Below are 20,403 nucleotides of genomic sequence, written 5' to 3' on the forward strand. Positions count from 1 at the left end.
GATGACGTCTCGCAGAGCGCTGTGCCGGTGTTGGCTCAGCGCAGCGCGGGCGGCATCAGATCGCCGTGGGCGGCCGTCAGTTCGTCGCACAGCGCCCAGATCTGGTCCATCGTCAGGGTGGCCGCCGTGTTGGGGTCGACCATGGCGGCCTGACGCACCAGGCGCGGGTCGCCGTCGAGTGCCGCCTGCACCGTCAACTGCCCGACGTTCACGAACGACCGGTTCAGCGCGGCGCACTGCGGAGGCAGGGCACCGACGCGTTCGGGACGCACGCCCAGGCGGTCGACCACACACGGCACCTCCACCGCGTACCCCTCGGGAAGGTTCGAGATGAGCCCATGATTGGGGACGTTGGCGTGAATGCGACGCTGCTCACCCGTCACCATGCTGTGGATAACTTGCGGCGCGTACTCGGTCGCCTCGCGGGTCAGATCAAGCGGCTCACCGGCCAGCAGGGCCCGCCGAGTCGCGTGATAGTCGGCCACATTGTCCGCACTGATCCGCAAATAGTCGCCTACCGGGATGCGCAGTCGCTCGATCTCCTCGTCGCTGTGCAGATACCACGGCACGTACTCCGACGAGTGCTCACTTGTCTCGGTCGGGAAATAACCGAGCCGTTGGTACATATCCATCCGCACTCGCCGGCGCAGCTGTGGATTACCGGCCAGCAGAGCGTCGAGCCGCGGATACAGTGGCTCGCCCCGGTGCTCGAAGCGCAGCAACCACGCCTGGTGGTTGACGCCCGCGCCGGTGTAATCCACTTCGTCCAGCGGCACTCCCAGGAGGTCGGCCAGATCATGCACCGTCCAAAAAACCGAGTGGCAAAGTCCCGCCGTTCTCAGCGCCGGCGCAATCGCGCTCAGGTACGCGACGTTCATGGCCATCGGGTTGGTGTAGTTCAGCAGCCAGGCGTCGGGGCACAGTTCGAGCATGTCGGCCGCGATCCCGTCGAGAACGGGAAACGTGCGCAACGCGCGGAAGATGCCGCCGACGCCGAGCGTGTCGCCGATGGTCTGCCGAAGCCCGTACTTGGCCGGGATCTCGAAGTCGCGGACGGTCGCTTCGTACATTCCCACCTGAATGGAGTTGATCACGAAGTCCGCGTCGCCCAGCACCGCGCGGCGTTCGAGGCTGGCCGTGATCGTCGGGCTCGCGCCAAGCTGATCGGCGGTGCGCCGGGCGATCAGTTCGGCCGTCTCGAGCCGCTCGGGGTCGATGTCGTGCAGGGCCAGCGTGACGTCGCGCAGCTCGTCGAAGGACAGGATGTCGGCCAGCAGCTCGCGGGTGAAGACGACGCTGCCGGCGCCCAGAAAAGCGATCACCGTCATGGGCGGATTCTTGGTCGTCGCTCACATTCGCACAAGAGAACTTGGCGCTTCGACAAGAAACGAACTATTTTGGCTGCGCGTTTGATCAATTCGATCCCGGGAGTGACCATGTCGTTGCGCCGCGCCGAGCGCGTCTCCACCATCCTCGAGCGCGTCAACGAACACGGCTCGGTCGACGCGGGTGAGCTCGCCGAGGAGTTCGCCGTCTCTCCCGCGACCATCCGGCGTGACTTGCAGATGCTGGAGGACCAGCGCCTGGTCTCGCGCACCCACGGCGGCGCGGTCGTCCGGGAATCGCCCCTCGAGGTGCCGGTTCGCTACCGGGCCGGCCAGCACCCGGGCGAGAAGGCCATCATCGCCCGCGTGGTCGCGTCGATGCTCCCCAAGGGGCCGCTGACCCTCGGCCTCACCGGGGGCACGACCACCCACCTGCTCGCCCGCCTGCTCGCCGACCGGGTCGACCTCACCGTGGTCACGAACGCTCTGAACATTGCAACCGACCTGGTCACGCGGCCCCGCATCAAGCTGATCTCCACCGGCGGCGTCTCCCGCTCCCAGTCGTACGAGATGGTCGGGCCCATCGCCGACAACGCCCTGCAAGGGCTCAACATGGAGGTCGCGGTCGTGGGCGTCGACGGCATCAGCGCCCGCGGCGGGCTGACCACCCACGACGAGATCGAGGCGAACACCAACGCCACGATGATCCGCCGGGCCGACAAGGTGATCGTGGTCGCCGACGGCTCCAAGGTGGGCAAGGTGTGCCTGGCCGGCATCGGCAAGGTGAGCGACGTGACCGTGCTGGTCACCGACGTCAGCGCCGACACCCGTGAGGTCGAGGCCATCCGCGACGCCGGCATCGAGGTGCTTGTCGCGACCGGCGACGGCGTCGAGGTGATCGGCGCCTCAGAAAACGGCGCGCTCCGCCGGTAACCTCAGCGCGTGCTCTCCCGTACGCGAATCCCTCTTCCGCTGCAGGTCGCGCTGGCGGCGATCGCCGGTGTGGCGTCGTTCGCGATCGCTCATGTGGTGTGCACGTTCGCGCGCGACCACATCCATCCGATCCCGTTCGCGATCGTTCTGCTCGTCGTGGTGCTGTTGCTGGCGCGCGCTCTCGGCATCCTCTACGCGCTGCCGATCGGCACGGCCGCGATCTTGGCGTACGACTGGTTCTTCCTGCCGCCGCTGCGGGAGCTCTCCGAGGCCGCGTACACGCTGCTGGCCACGTTCCTCGGCATGGCCGTGATCGTCGGCACGGTGGCCACGGTGACCAGTCGCCGGGCGATCGCGGCCGAACGGGCGCGCGGCGACATGGCCGAGGTGCAGGAGTCGCTGCGCCGGCTCGCGTTGCTCATCGCCCAGGGCGAGGCGCCGCAGCGGGTGTTCGAGGCGGTGACCCGCGAGGTCCGTGCGCACCTGGGCAGCGATACAGCAACCCTGGTCCGGTACGAGCTCGACGGCTCGACGACAGAATTGGCCTGCGCCGGTCTGCCCGCTCCGGCCGTCCGGCCCGAGCTCATCCGGCATGTGCGTGAAAACGGCCGGGCTTTGCGCCTCGACGACACCGCAGCCGGGGTGCCGGTTGTCGTCAACGGGCGGTTATGGGGCATGTTCGCGGTCGGCTCGGCCGAATCGCAGCTTCCGGACGACACCGAAGCACGCATGAGCGAATACACCGAACTGGTCGCCACCGCCGTCGCCGACGCTCAGAGTCGCGCGGAACTGATCAGTTCTCGCGCGCGCATCGTGGCCGCCGCCGACGAGGCCCGCCGCCGGATCGAGCGGGACCTGCACGACGGCGCTCAGCAACGGCTCGTCGCACTCGCCCTGCGCCTGCGGACGGCCGCGCACGACGACGACCCGGGCGACGTGGCCGAGATCGGCGCCGACCTCATGACGGTCATCGACGAGTTGCGTGAGCTGTCGCGCGGCATCCACCCCGCCGTGCTCTCCGACTCGGGCCTGCGCCCGGCGCTTCGCGCGCTGGCCCGTCGCTCGCCACTGCCGGTCGAGGTCGACGTCCGCCTGAACGGCCGTCTGCCGCAACCGGTCGAGGTCGGCGCCTACTACGTCGCTTCGGAAGTGCTCACGAACGCCGTCAAGCACTCCGGCGCCACTGTCGTGCGGATCGAGGTGAGCGAGGCGGACAACTGCCTGCACCTGTGCGTGCACGACGACGGTTCGGGCGGCGCCGACTTCGCGGGCGGCACCGGGTTGCTGGGCCTCAAGGACCGCACCGAAGCGCTCGGCGGCACCCTCGACGTGACCAGCCCGCCCGGCGCCGGCACCACCGTCACCGCGCGGATTCCGCTAGAGCCAGACGGTGGCCAGCCAGGCGGCAACGGCGGCGAGCACCAGTAGCGCGATGTTGAGACCGATCACCTTGGTCTCGCCGCGCCGCAGATGCACGACGATGCCGCCGACCTGAACGAGCACCAGTCCGATGGCCGCGGCCAGGGCCAGCGCGGGCGCGATATCGGTCAGCGGAGGCAGGATCAGCCCGATCGCGCCCAGCACCTCGAGCACGCCGATGGTTCGCACCAGCGCCATGGGCATGCTATCGACCCAGCCCATCATCGGCCGCAGTTGCTCGCGACTGCGCAGGGCCTTGATCGCGCCTGAGTAAAGGTAGAAGAAGGCCAGCAGCCCGGCGACGATCCAGTACGCGATCTCCATGCTCAGCCCCAATGGTTACTGTTGGTAAGTAGCCACATCATGCGGTACTCATGCGGGGCTTACAAAAGGCACATTCATGTGCCTGAGGCACAAGGAGTTGTCGTGTCCGACTACGAGCACACGTGCATGATCCGGGGCGACGGCGGCAAGACGCTGCGCGCGATCCTCGATCAGATCTGCAACAAATGGACGCTTCTGATCGTCGCGACGCTAGATCAGAGCCGCGTGCGCTTCACCGATCTGCAGCACCAGATCCCCGGCATCTCGCAGCGGATGCTCACCCTGACCCTGCGCAACCTCGAACGCGACGGCCTGGTCGATCGGACCGTTCACGCCGAGGTTCCGCCGCGCGTCGAGTACGAGCTCACCCCGACGGGCAAGAGCCTGCTGCCACCCGCGCTCGCCCTGGCCGGCTGGGCCTTGCAGCACGTGCCGCACATCGAGGCGAGCCGGGCCGCGTACGAGAAGAGGTCTCAGGCGGCGATCGGCTGAGCGGTCCGCTTGCGCGCGGGTGCGGCCTTGCGCGTACGCGTTCGAGCGCGCACCGGACGCGCAGGCAGTGGCGTAGCGGCGGGCACGGGTGTCACGACCGGCGGCACGACAGGTTGCACGGCCGCGTCCATGACGATCGCGCCGTTGCACAACATGCGCCAGCCCAGGTCCTCGTGGTGAACGAGCATCGCTGCGGTGTCCCACCCCGGCTGGTCGATCGCCGGGCACTCGGGGGTGTGATCGCACATACGAACAGACTCGTGAAAAGGCGAGGATCACACATCGAGGCCAGCCCCACTCCTCGATACCGGCTAGCCGGTAGCCGCATAATCTCTGCCATGACGGGGCTGCGGGTCGTACTGGCCGAGGATGACGTGCTGCTGCGCGAGGGGATCGCCAGCCTGCTCGCCCGGGAGGGCCTCGAGGTGCTCGGCCAGGCCGGCGAGGCCACCGAGCTGATGAAGCTGGCCCGGGCGACCAAGCCCGACCTTGTGATCGTCGACGTGCGGATGCCGCCCACCCACACCACCGAGGGTCTGCAGGCGGCCCAGCAGATCCGGGCCGAGCTGCCCGCCACCGGCGTGCTCGTGCTCTCCGCCTACGCCGACGTCGACCAGGCGATGGAGCTGCTGGCGAGCGGGCAGCGCATCGGTTACCTGCTCAAGAGCCGCATCACCGATGTGACCGAGTTCCTGGCCGCGGTCGAGCGGATCGCCGGCGGCGGCTCGGTCATCGACCCCGGCCTGGTCTCCGAGCTGGTGAGCGCCCGCCGCCGCGACGACCCCCTGGCCGCGCTCAGCTCCCGCGAGCGTGAGGTGCTGGCCCAGATGGCCGAGGGCCAGTCCAACTCCGGCATCGCCCGCCGGCTGTGGATCACCGAGGGCACCGTCGAGAAGCATGTGCGCAGTGTGCTCAGCAAACTGAACCTGCCCGAGACCGACGACCACCACCGCCGGGTGCTGGCGGTGCTCACCTTCCTGGAAGCGCGCTGACCAATCTCCGTACGGCCGAACCGGACAGCTCGATCTTGCTGAGGAAGCCGATGGCCGGCGAGTCCTCGATCAGATCCTCGTAGTCGTCCCCGCTGTGCGTGGAGATCATGATCACAGGGGTGGGGGAGAGCTGCCGGGCCAGTTCGAAGCCGCTCTCGCCGCCCAGGTTGATGTCGACCAGCGCGACGTCGGGACCGAGCTCACCGGCCCGCCCGAGGGCGCCGGCGATGTCGGAGGCGATGCCGGCGACGACCAGTCCCTCGCGCTCCAGCAGGTCACGAGCGGCGGCGAGGAAGTGGTCGTTGTCGTCAACGAGCAGGCAACGCAATGTCACGACTCCCAGGCTTCCAGGTCGTTTGCGGGGGCACATTCCTGCTAGCGGTAGTACCCGGAGCCGAACGCCGTACCCCCCGCGGCGGCACTTCTGTAGTCTCCTGTCGAAGCTTCAGGCAGAGGTAGGGACTCGTTCGAGTGTTCAGTCGTATCGCCATCGTCAACCGTGGTGAAGCCGCCATGCGTCTCATCCACGCCGTCCGTGAGCTGGCCGCGGAGACCGGAGCCCCGATCGAGACGGTGGCGCTGTTCACCGACGTCGATCGCGGGTCCACCTTCGTCCGCGAGGCCGACATCGCGTACGACCTGGGTCCGGCCGCCTCCCGGCCGTACCTCGACCTCAAGGCGCTCGAGCGGGCGCTGATCGACACGGGCGCCGACGCGGCCTGGGTCGGCTGGGGCTTCGTGGCCGAGGACCCGGCCTTCGCCGAGCTGTGCGAGCGGATCGGGATCGCCTTCGTCGGCCCCAGCCCGGACGCCATGCGCAAGCTGGGCGACAAGATCGGCGCCAAGCTGATCGCCGAGGAGGTCGGCGTCCCCGTCGCGCCGTGGAGCCGCGGCTCGGTCGAGACCCTGGAGGCCGCGCTGGCCGCCGCCGAGACCATCGGCTATCCGCTGATGCTCAAGGCCACGGCCGGCGGTGGCGGCCGCGGCATTCGCGTCGTGCGCGACCCCGACCAGCTGGCCGACGCCTACGAGCGGACCAGCCAGGAGGCGGCCCGTGCCTTCGGCAGCGGCATCGTCTTCCTGGAGCGCCTGGTCACCGGCGCCCGCCACGTCGAGGTGCAGGTCATCGCCGACGGTGAGGGCACGGCGTGGGCGCTCGGCGTGCGCGACTGCTCGGTGCAGCGCCGCAACCAGAAGGTCATCGAGGAGTCGGCGTCGCCGGTGCTGCCGGCCGAACGGGTTCTCGAGCTGAAGACGTCGGCCGAGCGGCTGGCCGTCCGGGTGGGTTACCGCGGCGCGGCCACTGTCGAGTTCCTCTACCACCCCGGCGACGACCTGCTGGCCTTCCTCGAGGTCAACACCCGCCTGCAGGTGGAACACCCGATCACCGAGTCGACGACCGGGTTCGACCTGGTCAAGGCCCAGCTGCACGTCGCCTCGGGCGGTCGCCTGACCGGGACGCCGCCGGCCGAGCGCGGGCACGCCGTCGAGGCCCGGCTCAACGCCGAGGACCCGGACCGCGACTTCGCTCCGTCGCCGGGCCGCATCGCGCGGCTCGACTTGCCGGCGGGCCCGGGCATCCGCGTCGACACCGGTGTCAGCGAGGGCGACACCATCCCGGGCGACTTCGACTCGATGATCGCCAAGGTCATCGCGTACGGGAAGGACCGGGACGAGGCCCTGGGCCGCCTGCGCCGGGCGATGGCCGAGACGACCGTGGTCATCGAGGGCGGCGCCACGAACAAGAGCTTCGTGCTCGACCTGCTCGACCAGCCCGAGGTCATCGACGGCTCGGCTGACACGGGCTGGATCGACCGCGTACGCGGTGAGGGCCGCCTCGTCTCGCACAAGCACTCGGCCGTCGCGCTGGCCGTGGCCGCCATCGAGGCGTACGAGGAGGAAGAGCTCACCGAGAAGCAGCGCCTGCTGTCGACCGCGTTCGGTGGCCGCCCGCAGGTGCGCCACGAGAGCGGCCGACCCCTCGACCTCAAGCTGCGCGGCGCCACCTACCGGGTGCGCGTGGCCCGGGTCGGGGCCCGCCGGTTCCGCGTCGGCATCGAGGCCGGCCACGACGTGCGCCTGGCCGACGTCGAGCTGGAGCGCTTCGACCAGCACGCCGGCCGCATCACGGTGAACGGCGAGCGCCACAAGATCCTCACCGGCGCGCACGGCGCCATCCACCTGGTCGAGGTCGACGGCGTCACCCACCGGGTCAGCCGCGACGAGGGTGGCGTGCTCCGCTCGCCCATGCCCGCGCTGGTCATCGCCACCCCGCTCGAGGTGGGGGCCGAGGTCGAGGCGGGCGCGCCCGTGCTCGTGCTCGAGGCGATGAAGATGGAGGCCGTGATCCGGGCCCCGTTCAAGGCCCGCCTCAAGGAATGCCTGGTCACCGTCGGCGCCAAGGTCGACTCGGGGGCGCCGCTGCTGCGCCTCGAGCCGATCGGCGACGCCGAGGCCGAGCAGGACGCGGCCTCGGAGCACGTCGAGCTCGACCTGCCCGCCGCTCCGGCCGAGGCGTCGGCCGCCCGGCGCGCCGCCCGCGGTCAGGAGGATCTGCGCAGCCAGCTGCTCGGGTTCGACGCCGACCCGCTGGACGAGCGCCGCGTGCTCGCCGACTACCTGGCCGCTGCGTCCGAGACCGGCCACCGTCCGCTGGCCGGCGAGGTGGAGCTGATCGAGGTCTTCGCCGACCTGGCCGAGCTGAGCCGCAACCGCCCGGCCGGCGAGGAGACGTCGGACACGCACGTTCGCAGCGCGCGGGAGTACTTCCACACGTACCTGCAGAGCCTCGACGTCGAGCGGGCCGGCCTGCCCGAGTCGTTCCAGGCCCGCCTGGCCAAGGCGCTCGGCCACTACGGCGTCAAGGAGCTGGAGCGCACGCCCGAGCTCGAGGCCGCCGTCTTCCGGATCTTCCTGGCTCAGCAGCGCGCCGCGGCCGACGCCTCGACGATCGCGGCCCTGCTGCGGGCGTGGCTCACCGCCTCCCCGCCGGAGGAGACGCTGCGCGAGCCGTCCGGTCTGGCCCTGGAGAGGCTGATCGCGGCCACCCAGATCCGCTACCCGGCCCTGGCCGACCTGGCCCGCGGCGTCGTGTTCTCGTGGTTCGGCCAGCCCTTGCTGCTGCGCAACCGGGCCCGGGTCTACGCCGGCGTCCGCAAGAGCCTGCGCCTGCTCGACGCCGACCCGGCCGCGCCGGACCGTGCCGAGCGCATCGCCGAGATGGTCCGCAGCACCGAGCCGCTGGTGCGTCTGCTGGGCCAGCGTCTTGTGCGGCACGACCTCGACAACTCGGTCATGCTCGAGGTGCTGACCCGCCGGTACTACGGCAACAAGGGGCTCACCGACCTGCGTACCTCGGGCACGTTCGTCGTCGCCGAGCGGGAAGGCTCGTGGATCGTCTCCGCCGCCGTGCCGTTCGACCAGCTGGGCGCCGCGCTCGACGGGCTGGCCGAGCTGGCCGGCGACGCGCCGATCGACGCCGACATCTACCTCTCGTGGGAGGGCCAGCCGGCCGATCCCGACGCGATGGCCGCGCGGCTGCACGAGGTCGTCAGCGCTCACGCCCTGCCCTCGCAGGTACGCCGGCTCACCACCACGGTCGCCGGGCGCGGCGGGGCCGTCATGCACCACCACTTCACGTGGCGGCCGTCGAGCACCGGCATGACCGAGGAAAGGCTGATCCGCGGCCTGCACCCGTACATCGCGCAGCGCATGCAGCTCGAACGGCTCCGCAAGTTCGACCTGACCCGCCTGCCGTCGTCGGACGAGGAGATCTACCTCTTCCGCTGCGTCGCCCGCGAGAACCCGGGCGACGACCGGCTCGTGGCGTTCGCGCAGGTGCGTGACCTGACCGAGCTGCGCGAGCACGACGGCCGCCTGGTCGCCCTGCCGACGGCCGAGGAGACGATCGCGACCTGCCTCGACTCGATCCGCCGGGCGCAGTCCCAGCGGCCGTCGGACAAGCGGTTCAGCACCAACCGGATCGTCATCTACGTGTGGCCGCCGATCTCGATCACCCGCGACGAGATGGAGATGATCGCCCGCCGCATCCTGCCGACCAGCGTGGGCGCGGGCCTCGAAGAGATCATGTTCATCGGCCGCTACCGCGACCCGGCGACGGGCACGCTGGCCAAGGTGGCCGTCCGCATCTCGAACGACGCCACGGGCGCCCCGGTGCTGACCGTCGGCGAGCCGTCCGAGGAGCCGGTCGAGCCGCTCGACAACTACCGCCTGAAGGTCCTGCGGGCCGCGGCGCGCAACACCGTTTACCCGTACGAGTTGACGGGGCTGCTCGGTTCGTTCGTCGAGCACGATCTGGACGCCTCGAACGCGCTGGTGCCGGTCGACCGGCCCAAGGGACGCAACACGGCGGCGCTGGTCGCCGGTGTGGTCACCACGGTCACGTCGCGGCACCCGGAGGGGATCCAGCGGGTTGTGCTGCTGGGCGACCCGACGAAGGCGCTGGGCGCTCTCTCGGAGCCCGAGTGCCGCCGCGTCATCGCCGCGCTCGACCTGGCCTCGTCGATGGGTGTGCCGCTGGAGTGGTACGCGCTCTCGGCCGGCGCCCGGATCTCGATGGAGTCGGGCACCGAGAACATGGACTGGGTCGCGGCCGCGCTCAAGCGGATCGTCGAGTTCACCCAGGCCGGCGGCGAGATCAACATCGTGGTGGCCGGCATCAACGTCGGCGCCCAGCCGTACTGGAACGCCGAGGCGACCATGCTCATGCACACCAAGGGCGTGCTGATCATGACGCCGGACTCGGCCATGGTGCTGACCGGCAAGCAGTCGCTCGACTTCTCGGGCGGCGTGTCGGCCGAGGACAACTTCGGCATCGGCGGCTACGACCGGGTGATGGGCCCCAACGGTCAGGCGCAGTACTGGGCGCCCAACCTGGCGGCGGCCCGCGACGTGCTGATGGCGCACTACGACCACACGTACGTCGTACCGGGGGAGACCTCGCCGCGCCGGGCCGTCACCACCGACCCGGCCGACCGTGACATCTCCGACTTCCCGCACGACGTGCCGGGCAGCGACTTCACCACGGTCGGGCAGATCTTCTCGGCGTCGGCCAACCCGGACCGCAAGAAGCCGTTCGACATCCGCGTGGTGATGCGCGCGCTGGCCGACCAGGACCACGCGGTGCTGGAGCGCTGGGCGGGCATGGCCGACGCCGAGACGGCCGTGGTGCAGGACGTGCACCTCGGCGGCATCCCGGTTTGCCTGCTCGGCATCGAGTCGCAGTCGGTTCCGCGGCGCGGCTTCCCGCCCACCGACGGCCCCGACACCTACACGGCGGGCACTCTGTTCCCGCGCTCGTCGAAGAAGGCGGCGCGCGCGATCAACGCGGCGTCGGGCAACCGCCCGCTCGTCGTGCTGGCCAACCTGTCGGGCTTCGACGGCTCGCCCGAGTCGATGCGCAAGCTGCAGCTGGAGTACGGCGCCGAGATCGGCCGGGCCATCGTCAACTTCCGCGGCCCGATCATCTTCACCGTGATCTCCCGCTACCACGGTGGCGCGTTCGTCGTCTTCTCGAAGATGCTGAACCCGAACATGACCGTGCTGGCGCTCGAGGGCTCGTTCGCCTCGGTGCTGGGCGGCGCCCCCGCCGCGGCTGTCGTCTTCACCGGCGACGTCAACCGCCGCACGGCCGCCGATTCGCGCGTGAAGGAGGCGGAGGCTCGCCTGGCCGCCGTCACCGGCGCCGAGCGGGGCGCGCTGGCCGCCGAGCTGGAGGAACTCCGCAACGCTGTCCGCACCGAGAAGCTGGGTGAGGTGGCCACCGAGTTCGACCGGGTCCACAGCATCCAGCGGGCGGTCGAGGTCGGCTCGGTCGACGCCGTCATCAAGGCGGCCGAGATGCGCCCGCGCATCATCGAGGCCATCGACAGCGCCCTGCGCCGCCAGGGCTGAGCCCCGCACGCCGTCACCTCGTCCCCGGCTCATCGGTCCGCCAGCCAGGCTGTTCGATGCCGCCGGGGATGACGCCGGGCGGAGCGTAGGGCTGGCGGGTGAAGACGAAGGTGCCGAGGTCGAGGTGGGTCACGGCGCCCGCGTCGTCGTGGTGGGGACGCAGGAGTTCGCCGGCGAAGTAGCCGGTCTGGCCGACCCACGTGCCGTCGCCGGTGGGGCGCAGGCGGGTGCCGCGGTCCCCACCGGCCAGAGTGCCCAGCTCGAGCCAGCCGTCGGCCAGCGGGCGCAGCACGTAGAGGGCGGGACCCCAGTACCAGGGGCCGGCCAGGTCGAGAAGCGCCCGGTCGACGTGGGGGAGCGGCTGCCACGGGTCGGGGATGCGCGGTTCGCGGTCGGCGACGAGTTCGAGCAGGTCGGCCGTGAAACCGCCGATCGGCAGGCCCGCCGTGGTGTTGGCCAGGGCGACGGCGCCCACGCCTTCGTCGTGGTTGACCCAGACGGTGGCCAGGAAGCCGGGGACGGAACCGGTGTGGCCGGTCAGCAGGCGGTCGCCCCGGCGCAGTAATTGAGTGCCGAGGCCGTAGCTCGACTGCCAGGAGCCGGCCTCGGGCGCGGAGGCCGGGAAGCGCATCTCTTCCAGGCTGGCCGGGGCCAGCACCCGATCGTCGCCGGCCAGCAGGAACGCGGCGAAGCGGGCCAGGTCGCCGGCCGTGGACCACAGCTCGCCGGCCGGGCCCATCGGTCCGTAGTCCTGAATCGGCTCGGGCAGCACCACGTCGGCCCACGGGTGCACGGCCCAGCCGGTGGCGTGCGGAGCGCTCGGCTGAGGGCCGGTGCGGGTCAGGCCGAGCGGCTCGAGCACCTCGGCCGCCAACGCCTCTGTCCATGGTTTGCCGCGCAGGTGGGCAACGAGCGCGCCCAGCACAGCGAAGCCGGGGTTCGAGTAGTGGAAGCGCCGGCCCGGCGGGTGCACCAGCGGGTCGTCGCGCAGCACGTCGGCCAGCTCGGGGCGGAGCAAGCCGGGGCTGCGTTCCCACCACGGGCCGGGCGGCTCGGCGGCTAGGCCGGCGGTGTGCGCCAGCAGCGAGCCGATGGTGGCGTCGCCGATCGCGGTGCCGGGCAGATGGTCGCCCAGGGGGTCGGCCAGCGTCAGGCGGCCCTCGTCACGCAGGCGCAGCACCAGCAGCGTCACGAAGGTCTTGGTGATCGAGCCGATGCGGTACTGGGTGTCGCGGCCGGGCGGTGCGCCGTCGATGCTGCCGCGGCCCTCGAGCCACACCGGACGGCCGTCGCGGACGACGGCGCCGACCAGCGAGGGCGCCCGCGCTGACACCTGGGTGGTGGCCAGGCGGTGGCGCAGAGCGCGGTCGGTCTCGGGCAGCAGATCCGGCTGGGTCGATGGCATGCCGGGAAACTACAACAGCGGACCGACAGTTTTCGGGGCTTGTGGATAACCGGCGAGCGCCACGGCGATGCGGTCCAGGACGGGCGTGACCGAGGGTGACAGCTGGTTGTTGATGATCGCCGAGAAGACGAGCGGACGGTGATCAGGCGTCGTCACGTAGCCGGACAGAGCCGAGGCGCCGGTGAGGGTTCCGGTCTTGGCGCGCACGTTGCCGGCGGCGACGGTTCCCTGCATCCGGTTGCGGAGCGTGCCGCCGATCATCCGGTCGGGATTGCCCGCGACGGGCAGGGCGGCCGACCAGATCGGGAACCAGGGCTCGGCCCGTACGGCGATCAGGAACCGCGCGAAAGCCGAGGGCGGGACGAGGTTGCGCCGGGACAGTCCGGAGCCGTCGACCTGCCGCATCGTGCTCGTGTCGACGCCGAGCCGGCCCAGATAGGCGGCGACCGCGTTGGCGCCGGCCGGCCACGAGCCGACGCCGGCCGCCTTGCGCCCGATCGCCTTGATCAGCAGCTCCGCCATGTTGTTGTTGGACAGCTTGAGCAGCGGCGCCATGAGCTCTCGCAACGGCGGTCCGGTGTGGCGGGCGACGGTCAAGGCCTCCGCCGGAGTCGCCCGACCGGTGATAATCCGGCCCTTTACCCGTACGCCGTGCCGGCGCAGTGCCTGGCGGAAGACGTCCGCGGTGAACGCTGTCGCATCTCGGACGGTGACTGGCTCGACCACCGCCGGCGTGCCCTGGCCGATGGCCCCGGTGACCGTGATGGTGTTCCCGCCGTGGCTCCGCGTCACCGTCACCGGAGTGATCCCATGCGCGGTGACGGTCTTGTTGACCACGGTGAGTTGTTCGCTCGCCGGGCTCGTCGAGACCCGGGCCGGCGCTCTGTCCACAGGCGCCGGAGACACCTTGACGTTCACCGTTCCGGCCAGATAGTTCTTGTCGGGCGCCAGGGTCAGCGCCGAGACGGGAGCCGCGCCGGAGAAGGCCTCGTCGTCCCAGGCCCATTCGAGCCCGAGCCGCTGCGAGTCGAAGGAGGTGTCGTCGGCCACCAGATCACCGGTGACTTCGTGCAGTCCGGACGAGGCCACGTCACGGGCCAGCGCGTCGAGCCCGCCCGGAGTGAGCGCCGGGTCTCCCTCGCCGCGCAGATAGAGGTCACCGCCCAACGCCCGGGCCTCCGTGGTGAAGCGATGACCAGGCCCGAGAATCGCCAGCGCGGCGGCCGAGGTGAACAGCTTGGCGTTCGAGGCCGGCAGCAGCCGGCGCGAACCCGCGCGATCCAGCAGCGTGGCCCCGGTACGCGCGTCGGCCACCACGACCCCGACCTGCGATCCGGCAAGGACGGGATCGGCCAGGATGTCGTCGATCGACTGCGCGATCCCGGCCGGCTCCGCCGCCGAAGCCGGGGTCGAAGCTAGGGCCGAGGCCGGTGCTACGAAAGCGAGGGACAGGCTGAGTCCAAGCGCCAGCGCGCCGCGCCGTAAGCGGATCATGTGTTGATCAACGAGCGGACACTCCGACGGGGTCGGGCGTTCGGAGGAATCGCGGGAGAACGCCGGTCCGGTACCGTTCCGCCGTCATCGGTATCGGCGAGGGAGACGCATGACGATCAGGCAGACCCGAGTACGCGGCATGATCATCGCAACGGTGGCCGCCACGGCCCTCGGCGCAGGCATGATGATCTTCGCATCGCAGTCCTCGGCCGGGACGACGGGGCAGGCGGCGGCCGAGGTGACGCTCCGGCCCATGTTCACCCAGGTCCCCCCGGTGGCGCCGGCGGTCGAGCTCACCGTCACTGGTAGATCCGGCGGCGTCGCGCTCGTCGAGTGGACCGAGGGCGACCGGCCCGACGGCGTCACGTTCAACCACTTCTACGTGAGCCTCTACGACGCCACGCCGCCGTCGTTGCCGACGCCCAGACCAGGTGTGACGCCGACGCCGACGCCGGGCAGCACCTTGCCGCCCACGCCCATCGCCTCTCGGGAGCTGCCGGCGACCGCCCGGTCGACGCAGTTCACCGGGCTCGACCCCGCTCTCACCTACGGCGTACGGGTATGGGCGAGCGGCCCGAAGGGCCAGAGCGGGGTGGCCGAGCAGGTTCTGCACAAGACCACGCTGGCTCCTTCCGCCGCGCCCGCGACAGCGACGGCCGGCGCCTCGGTCACGGTCTCCGGCTCGGGCCCGCGGGCAGGCGAGCCGATCCTTATCGAGCGACGGGCGGCGGGCACCCCGACCTGGACCAAGGTGACGACGCTCAAGACCGGCGCGAATCTGCGGTGGTCCCTGAAGACTCAGCAGACCGTGTCCACGGCTTTCCGTGCCACCTACGCCGGGTCCGAGGGCCAGTGGCCCGCCAGCTCCTCGGTCACCGTCACCGTCCGCTTCGCGGTGACGATCAAGGCCAGCACCACCAAGCCCAAGGCCAACCAGAGGATCACGGTGACCGGCGCTGTCCGCCCCGCGCAGGCCGGCGCCAAGGTGAGCCTGCAGCGCTACGCCGGCGGCAAGTGGGGTGTGGTCGCCGTCAGCACCGTGAAGGCCGGGGGCTCGTACGCGATCCCCAAGACGATCACCAAGGGCACCTGGCCGCTGCGGGTCGTGGCCACCGGCGGCAAGAACGTGGCGTTCGGCACGAGCGGACAGGTCACCGTCGTGGCGCGTTAATCGGAGGCGCTCCGGATCTTGGCCAGCTAGCGTGAGCAGGCCGAATCCGGAAGGAGTGACTGCGATGGAGAAGATCAACGAGCGTCTGGTGAACTGGGCCAGCATGCTGGAAGCGGAGACGAAGGGACAGGCCGAGAAAGCCTCCCGCCTGCCCTTCATCTTCCCGCACATCGCCCTCATGCCGGACGCGCACCTGGGCAAGGGGGCCACGGTCGGCTCGGTGATCCCGACGCTGGGGGCGATCATCCCGGCCGCCGTGGGCGTCGACATCGGCTGCGGGATGGCCGCCGTACGGACGCAGTATCACCGCGACGAGCTGAAGCCGGGCCTCGCGAAGCTGCGGACGGCCATCGAGAACGCCGTGCCGCTGAGTGCCGGGTCGTACAACACGAGCGTGACCGGCACGGCGCGCAAGCGGCTCGACGAGCTGGCGGCCAAGGCGGACAAGGCCGGGTTCGAGCCGGGCCGGTTCGCCGGCAACTGGGAGCTGCAGCTGGGCACGCTCGGCTCGGGCAATCACTTCATCGAGGTCACCGCGGACGAGAAGGGCCAGGTCTGGCTCTTCCTGCACTCGGGCTCGCGCGGGGTCGGGAACAAGATCGCGACCTATCACATCAAGGTGGCCCAGGAGGCCGCCAAGCGGTGGTGGATCGACCTGCCCGACCCGGATCTCGCGTACCTGGCCGAGGGCACCGACGAGTTCTGGACCTACATCCGTCAGCTGCGCTGGGCTCAGGACTTCGCGCTGGCCAACCGCGACGAGATGATGGACCGGGTGGTCGACTGTTTCGCCGAGTTCGTGGGCGGCCCGGTGCACGAGCTGGAGCGGGTGCAGTGCCACCACAACTACACGGAGCAGGAGACGCACTTCGGCAAGAAGGTGTGGCTCTCACGCAAGGGTGCGATCAACGCCGAGAAGGGCCGGCCGGGGCTCATCCCGGGGTCGATGGGCGACGCCTCGTACGTGGTGGTCGGCAAGGGCAACCCGGTGGCGCTGAACTCGTCGCCGCACGGGGCGGGCCGTCAGCTGTCGCGGTCGAAGGCGCGCAAGACCTTCACGCGCGAGCAGCTGCGTGAGGCAATGAAGGGCATCGAGTACCGCGACACCGACGCGTTCCTCGACGAGATCCCGGGCGCCTACAAGCCGATCGACGTGGTCATGCAGGACGCGGACGACCTGGTCGAGGTGCGGCACACGCTGCGCCAGATCGTCAACGTCAAGGGCGACTAGCTAGCGCAGGGCCGGGAAGACCGTCGCGGCGATCACCGCTCCGACGGTCGTCCCGGCCACGACTTGCGCGAAGGTGTGCGCTTTCAGCACGAGCCGGGACCATCCGATCAACGGCACCAGGGGCGCGGCGACCAACGCGACCGGCCCGTACACAGCGACAAGCACTGCCACCGTCCCGGCGGCCACCCCGGCATGAATGGACATCTTCCACTGCGCGGTAACGAGCGCGAACACGACCAGACCTGTCGCGCCGGCCGCAAGAAGCGCCAGCAACTGCCATGGCGCGCCGAGCAGCACCAGTGTGGTCGTGCCGACGGCCACCGAGGCGAGCCCGAACAGCAGCGGCCCTCGGCGATGTTCGCGCTCGGGGATGTGATGGTCGGTCAGCCGGCCGCGGCGGACGCCCCGGAAGACGTACGCCATGGGAATGCCCGCCGTGAAAGCCGCCGCGCCTACGCCCCACCAACCACCGACGACGATCAGCAGCACCGCGACCAGCACGCCCGGCGCGAACACCTCGGTCAGCACCCGGGCGAATCCGATCTTGGTCACCCCGGAACGATACGGCCCGTCGTTCAGGTGACACCGGCCGGTGCGCCGAGGCCGCACACTGACCGCATGGGGATCGACCTGGGCAGTGTGGAGTTCTACACGGGGCCGTCCGTGCTCGGCGGGCCGGACGATCTGAACGTGGTGATCCGCGACTTCATCGCGGGCGCGACCGACTCGTTGCTGATCGCGGTGCAGGAACTCGACTCGCGAGCAGTCGCGGAGGCCGTGCTGGCGGCAAAAGCGCGCAAGGTGAGCGTGCAGATCATTCTCGAGGGCGACTATCTGGTCGAGGATCCGCCGCTGGCCGATCCGTGGAGTCTCGCCGGCGACAACGAGCACAACCGGGTGATCCATTCGGCGCTCCTGCGGGCCGGCGTCGACCTGGTCACCGACCTCAACCCCAAGATCTTCCACCAGAAATTCGTCGTACGGGACCCTGGGGCGCCCACCGCGGCGGTGCTCACCGGTTCGACCAACTTCACGCTCACCGACACCGGTAAGAACGACAACGGCAACAACCTCAACCATGTGCTCGTTCTGCACGGCCAGACGGCGGCGTCGCTTTACTTGCGCGAGTTCGAGCGTTTGCGCAGCGGTACGTTCGGCGAGCTCCGCGAACGGCGGGAGCCCAAGCCGCGCGAGTTCCGCCTCGGCCGCATCCGGATCAAGCCGATCTTCGCGCCGCACCAGGGCCCGGAGATGGAGATCATGAAGCAGATGCTCAAGGCCGAGCATCGGGTGGACTTCGCGATGTTCACCTTCGCGCAGTCCTCGGGCATCGACGACACCATGTTCTGGCTGCTGAAAGCGGGCATTCCGGTGCGCGGCGTCCTCGATCGCGGCCAGGGCAGCCAGGCTTGGGCGGCCACGCAACCTCTCAAGACCAAAGGCGCCCTTCTGTACGAGAACACGCCCGGTAACGGAGTGCGCAAGGTGCACCACAAGCTGATGGTCATTGACGAGCGTCTGGTCATCGTGGGCAGCTTCAACTACACCGCGCCGGCGGCGACTCTGAACGACGAGAACATCGTGGTGCTCGGCGACCTGGAGGAAACCGACCCGGCGGCCGAGAAGGCGCAACGCGAACTGGCCGCGTACGTGCTGGCCGAGATCGACCGCATCGTGGCCGATCTGTCCCGGCCGGTCAGCTGACGTCGAGCCGGGCGAACGACACCACTTCGCCGCCACGGACAGTCACCAGCAGCGGTCGCGGGGACGGCTCACCGGTGGTGGTGACGAATTGGTCGAAGCTGACCTCGCAGGTGCCGGCGCGCGTCTTCGCATCGAGGCACTTGACCGGGTTCTTGCGGTAGTCGAAGTAGGTCCGGTTCTCGGCGATGGGCAGCGTGACCTGCGTCGAACTCGGCGCGGGCACGTACTTCTGCGCGCACTTGGGCGAGGAGGCGGCCACGGCGTAGCGCCGGCAGTACTCCGCCCCGGGCAGATAGTCGGTCGGTTCGACGATGGCGACTCGTCCGATGTCGTACGTGAGATAGGCGCCCGCCGTGAACCGGGCATCACCGGTCACGAACCCGGGAACGGCCGGGGCGCCCAGGTTGTCGCCCGAGCGCAACTGAGCGTCGGTGAACGTCACGTCGGCTCGGGTGCCCGCTGCGCCGAACATGACCCGCCCGCTGACCAGTGAAGTCTCGGTCAGCGGACCGCCGAGGACCGGCGAGCCGTCGACGGCGACTGTCGCCTCCCGCTCGTTGGCGACCACCTCGATCCGGTGGGCCGCACCGATCGTCGTGTTCCGCTTCTCGGTGGCGATCACCGTCTCGCGGCCATCGATCGTGCTGCTCAAGCGTACCTCGCCAGGGCACAGCGCGACCTTGTACGCGTCGGCCAGGTAGTCGTAGTTCTCCTGCTCCTTGGTGGCGCGGAACCAGACCGTCGCGCACGACCGGGCGCCGGTCAGCGTCGCGTTGACCGAGACGCTTTGGCTCGGCGGGAAGACTGTGCCGGTGTACGGCGCGCACACCATGTACTTCGCTGTGCGGATGCGCAGTCCGTTGCGGAAGCTGCAAGAGCCGTTCTCGTCGCTGGTCTTGCCGAAGAAGGCGTCGCGCCGCAGCGAGTCGAAGATGCTCGGGCCGGTGGGTGCCGCGGCGGCGGCCGGTTCCGGTGGCGGCGCCGGTTCCGGTCCGGCCGTGAGACGGAAGCCCGCGCCGGCCACGGCGGCGAGAGCGGTGACGGCGGCGGTGGCGATCAGCAGGCGACGACGACGGGGACGACGGTTCTGCCGGGCCGCCGCCTCGGCCTCCTGGCGCAGCGGAGCGGGCAGCGGGGGAGCGCTCGACGCGCCGCTGACCAGCAGGCGGTCGAGCAGTTCGGGCGCCGTCGGGCGGTTGGCCGGGTCTTTCTCGAGCGATGCGGTGACCAGCTCGGCCAGGTACGGCGGCAGGTCGCCGACGCGAGGCGGCTGGGTGAGAATCCGGGCCGCGGTCACCGCCGGGGTGTCGCCACCGAACGGGGTGCGACCATTTCCCGCGTACGCGACCACGCCGCCCCACGCGAAGACATCGACGGCCGGAGTGAGCAGCCGGTCGCTTTCGGGGTCGAGGCGCTCGGGAGCCATGTACGCCAGCGTGCCGACCACGACCTCCGGCCGGGTGTGATAGCTCGTCGGCTCCAGCGGCCGGGCGATGCCGAAGTCGATCACCTTGGGCGTGCCCAGCGCGAACAGCACGTTCCGGGGCTTGAGGTCACGGTGGATCACGCCGGCGCCGTGGATCGCGGCCAGCGCGGCCGCCACACCGACGGCCACACCGTGCAGGCTGCCCCCGCCCAGCGGCCCGTTCTCGGCGACGACCTCGTTCAGGCTCGGCCCGTCGACGTACTCGACAACCAGGTACGGCGTGGCGTGATCGGGGTCGGCGTCGAGCACCTCGGCCGTGCAGAACGGCGGCACCTCGCGAGCCCGGCTCACCTCACTGCGGAACCGGGCGCGGAACTCCTCCTCGTGCGCGTATTCGGGCCGGATGACCTTGACGGCGACCAGCCGCCCGCCCGGCGCCTCGGCCAGGAAGACGGAACCCATGCCGCCCTCGCCGAGCCGCGACAGCGTCCGGTAACGACCGATGTACGCGGGGTCGCCGGGTCGGAGTTGATCTGCCACGGCAGCCAAACCTACCCGGCGGAAACGATTTGCC

16 protein-coding genes are annotated in these 20,403 nt (G+C 70.4%); 8 read left to right on the top strand and 8 right to left on the bottom strand.

Annotated elements, in window-relative coordinates; all coding sequences use genetic code 11:
• Window positions 1–35 precede the first annotated feature (35 nt).
• Window positions 36–1,328 carry an alpha-glucosidase/alpha-galactosidase gene (locus OWR29_RS34415; protein ID WP_267567603.1) on the bottom strand — a complete coding sequence of 431 codons (1,293 nt, stop codon included), beginning with the start codon at window positions 1,326–1,328 and terminating at the stop codon, window positions 36–38.
• Window positions 1,329–1,436: 108 nt separating this feature from the next.
• Between OWR29_RS34415 and OWR29_RS34420 the strand changes: the two genes are divergently transcribed.
• Both OWR29_RS34420 and OWR29_RS34425 read left to right on the top strand, forming a co-directional pair.
• Window positions 1,437–2,258 (top strand): DeoR/GlpR family DNA-binding transcription regulator, encoded by an 822-nt coding sequence (locus tag OWR29_RS34420; RefSeq protein WP_267567605.1) that lies wholly within the window; start codon window positions 1,437–1,439, stop codon window positions 2,256–2,258.
• Between the two features lie 9 nt (window positions 2,259–2,267).
• The gene (locus tag OWR29_RS34425) at window positions 2,268–3,686 is read left to right on the top strand and encodes an ATP-binding protein (RefSeq protein ID WP_267567606.1); all 1,419 of its coding nucleotides are present in this window, start codon (window positions 2,268–2,270) and stop codon (window positions 3,684–3,686) included.
• On the opposite strand, the gene OWR29_RS34430 is transcribed toward OWR29_RS34425, so the two are convergent.
• Window positions 3,636–4,001: a DoxX family protein gene (locus tag OWR29_RS34430; RefSeq protein WP_267567607.1), complete on the bottom strand. Its 366-nt coding sequence runs from the start codon at window positions 3,999–4,001 to the stop codon at window positions 3,636–3,638. The genes OWR29_RS34425 and OWR29_RS34430 overlap by 51 nt on opposite strands.
• Before the next feature lie 102 nt (window positions 4,002–4,103).
• On the opposite strand from OWR29_RS34430, the gene OWR29_RS34435 reads away from it, so the two are divergent.
• Complete coding sequence (locus tag OWR29_RS34435; protein WP_267567609.1) at window positions 4,104–4,493, top strand: winged helix-turn-helix transcriptional regulator; 390 nt, start codon at window positions 4,104–4,106, stop codon at window positions 4,491–4,493.
• Here the strand turns inward: OWR29_RS34435 and OWR29_RS34440 are convergent.
• Window positions 4,475–4,741, bottom strand: coding sequence for a DUF5999 family protein (locus OWR29_RS34440; protein WP_267567611.1), 267 nt, complete (start codon window positions 4,739–4,741; stop codon window positions 4,475–4,477). The two genes, OWR29_RS34435 and OWR29_RS34440, sit on opposite strands and share 19 nt — an antisense overlap.
• 99 nt (window positions 4,742–4,840) lie before the next feature.
• On the opposite strand from OWR29_RS34440, the gene OWR29_RS34445 reads away from it, so the two are divergent.
• Entirely contained in the window at window positions 4,841–5,485 is a 645-nt protein-coding gene (locus tag OWR29_RS34445) for a response regulator transcription factor (protein WP_267567830.1), read from the top strand.
• Here OWR29_RS34445 and OWR29_RS34450 read toward each other — a convergent pair.
• Window positions 5,463–5,819, bottom strand: coding sequence for a response regulator (locus OWR29_RS34450; protein WP_267567613.1), 357 nt, complete (start codon window positions 5,817–5,819; stop codon window positions 5,463–5,465). The genes OWR29_RS34445 and OWR29_RS34450 overlap by 23 nt on opposite strands.
• A gap of 137 nt (window positions 5,820–5,956) precedes the next feature.
• Here OWR29_RS34450 and OWR29_RS34455 point away from each other — a divergent pair, with 137 nt between their 5' ends.
• The gene (locus OWR29_RS34455; RefSeq protein WP_267567614.1) at window positions 5,957–11,398 is read left to right on the top strand and encodes an ATP-binding protein; all 5,442 of its coding nucleotides are present in this window, start codon (window positions 5,957–5,959) and stop codon (window positions 11,396–11,398) included.
• A 13-nt stretch (window positions 11,399–11,411) separates the two neighbouring features.
• On the opposite strand, the gene OWR29_RS34460 is transcribed toward OWR29_RS34455, so the two are convergent.
• Together OWR29_RS34460 and dacB are read right to left on the bottom strand one after the other, a co-directional pair.
• Entirely contained in the window at window positions 11,412–12,803 is a 1,392-nt protein-coding gene (locus OWR29_RS34460; protein WP_267567615.1) for a serine hydrolase domain-containing protein, read from the bottom strand.
• A 9-nt stretch (window positions 12,804–12,812) separates the two neighbouring features.
• Entirely contained in the window at window positions 12,813–14,297 is a 1,485-nt protein-coding gene (gene dacB, locus OWR29_RS34465; RefSeq protein ID WP_267567616.1) for a D-alanyl-D-alanine carboxypeptidase/D-alanyl-D-alanine endopeptidase, read from the bottom strand.
• Between the two features lie 109 nt (window positions 14,298–14,406).
• On the opposite strand from dacB, the gene OWR29_RS34470 reads away from it, so the two are divergent.
• The gene (locus OWR29_RS34470; protein ID WP_267567617.1) at window positions 14,407–15,468 is read left to right on the top strand and encodes a hypothetical protein; all 1,062 of its coding nucleotides are present in this window, start codon (window positions 14,407–14,409) and stop codon (window positions 15,466–15,468) included.
• Window positions 15,469–15,532: 64 nt separating this feature from the next.
• On the top strand, window positions 15,533–16,699 hold the full coding sequence (locus OWR29_RS34475; RefSeq protein ID WP_267567618.1) for an RtcB family protein: 1,167 nt from the start codon (window positions 15,533–15,535) through the stop codon (window positions 16,697–16,699).
• Here the strand turns inward: OWR29_RS34475 and OWR29_RS34480 are convergent, their stop codons facing one another.
• The gene (locus OWR29_RS34480) at window positions 16,700–17,251 is read right to left on the bottom strand and encodes a phosphoesterase PA-phosphatase (protein ID WP_324291288.1); all 552 of its coding nucleotides are present in this window, start codon (window positions 17,249–17,251) and stop codon (window positions 16,700–16,702) included.
• Window positions 17,252–17,317: 66 nt separating this feature from the next.
• Here OWR29_RS34480 and OWR29_RS34485 point away from each other — a divergent pair, with 66 nt between their 5' ends.
• On the top strand, window positions 17,318–18,403 hold the full coding sequence (locus OWR29_RS34485) for a phospholipase D-like domain-containing protein (RefSeq protein WP_267567620.1): 1,086 nt from the start codon (window positions 17,318–17,320) through the stop codon (window positions 18,401–18,403).
• On the opposite strand, the gene OWR29_RS34490 is transcribed toward OWR29_RS34485, so the two are convergent.
• Window positions 18,396–20,369, bottom strand: a complete 1,974-nt coding sequence (locus OWR29_RS34490; protein ID WP_267567622.1) for a protein kinase domain-containing protein — start codon at window positions 20,367–20,369, stop codon at window positions 18,396–18,398. The two genes, OWR29_RS34485 and OWR29_RS34490, sit on opposite strands and share 8 nt — an antisense overlap.
• Window positions 20,370–20,403: the final 34 nt, after the last annotated feature.

It is taken from the genome of Paractinoplanes pyxinae, assembly GCF_026626335.1.
Classification (GTDB): domain Bacteria; phylum Actinomycetota; class Actinomycetes; order Mycobacteriales; family Micromonosporaceae; genus Actinoplanes; species Actinoplanes pyxinae.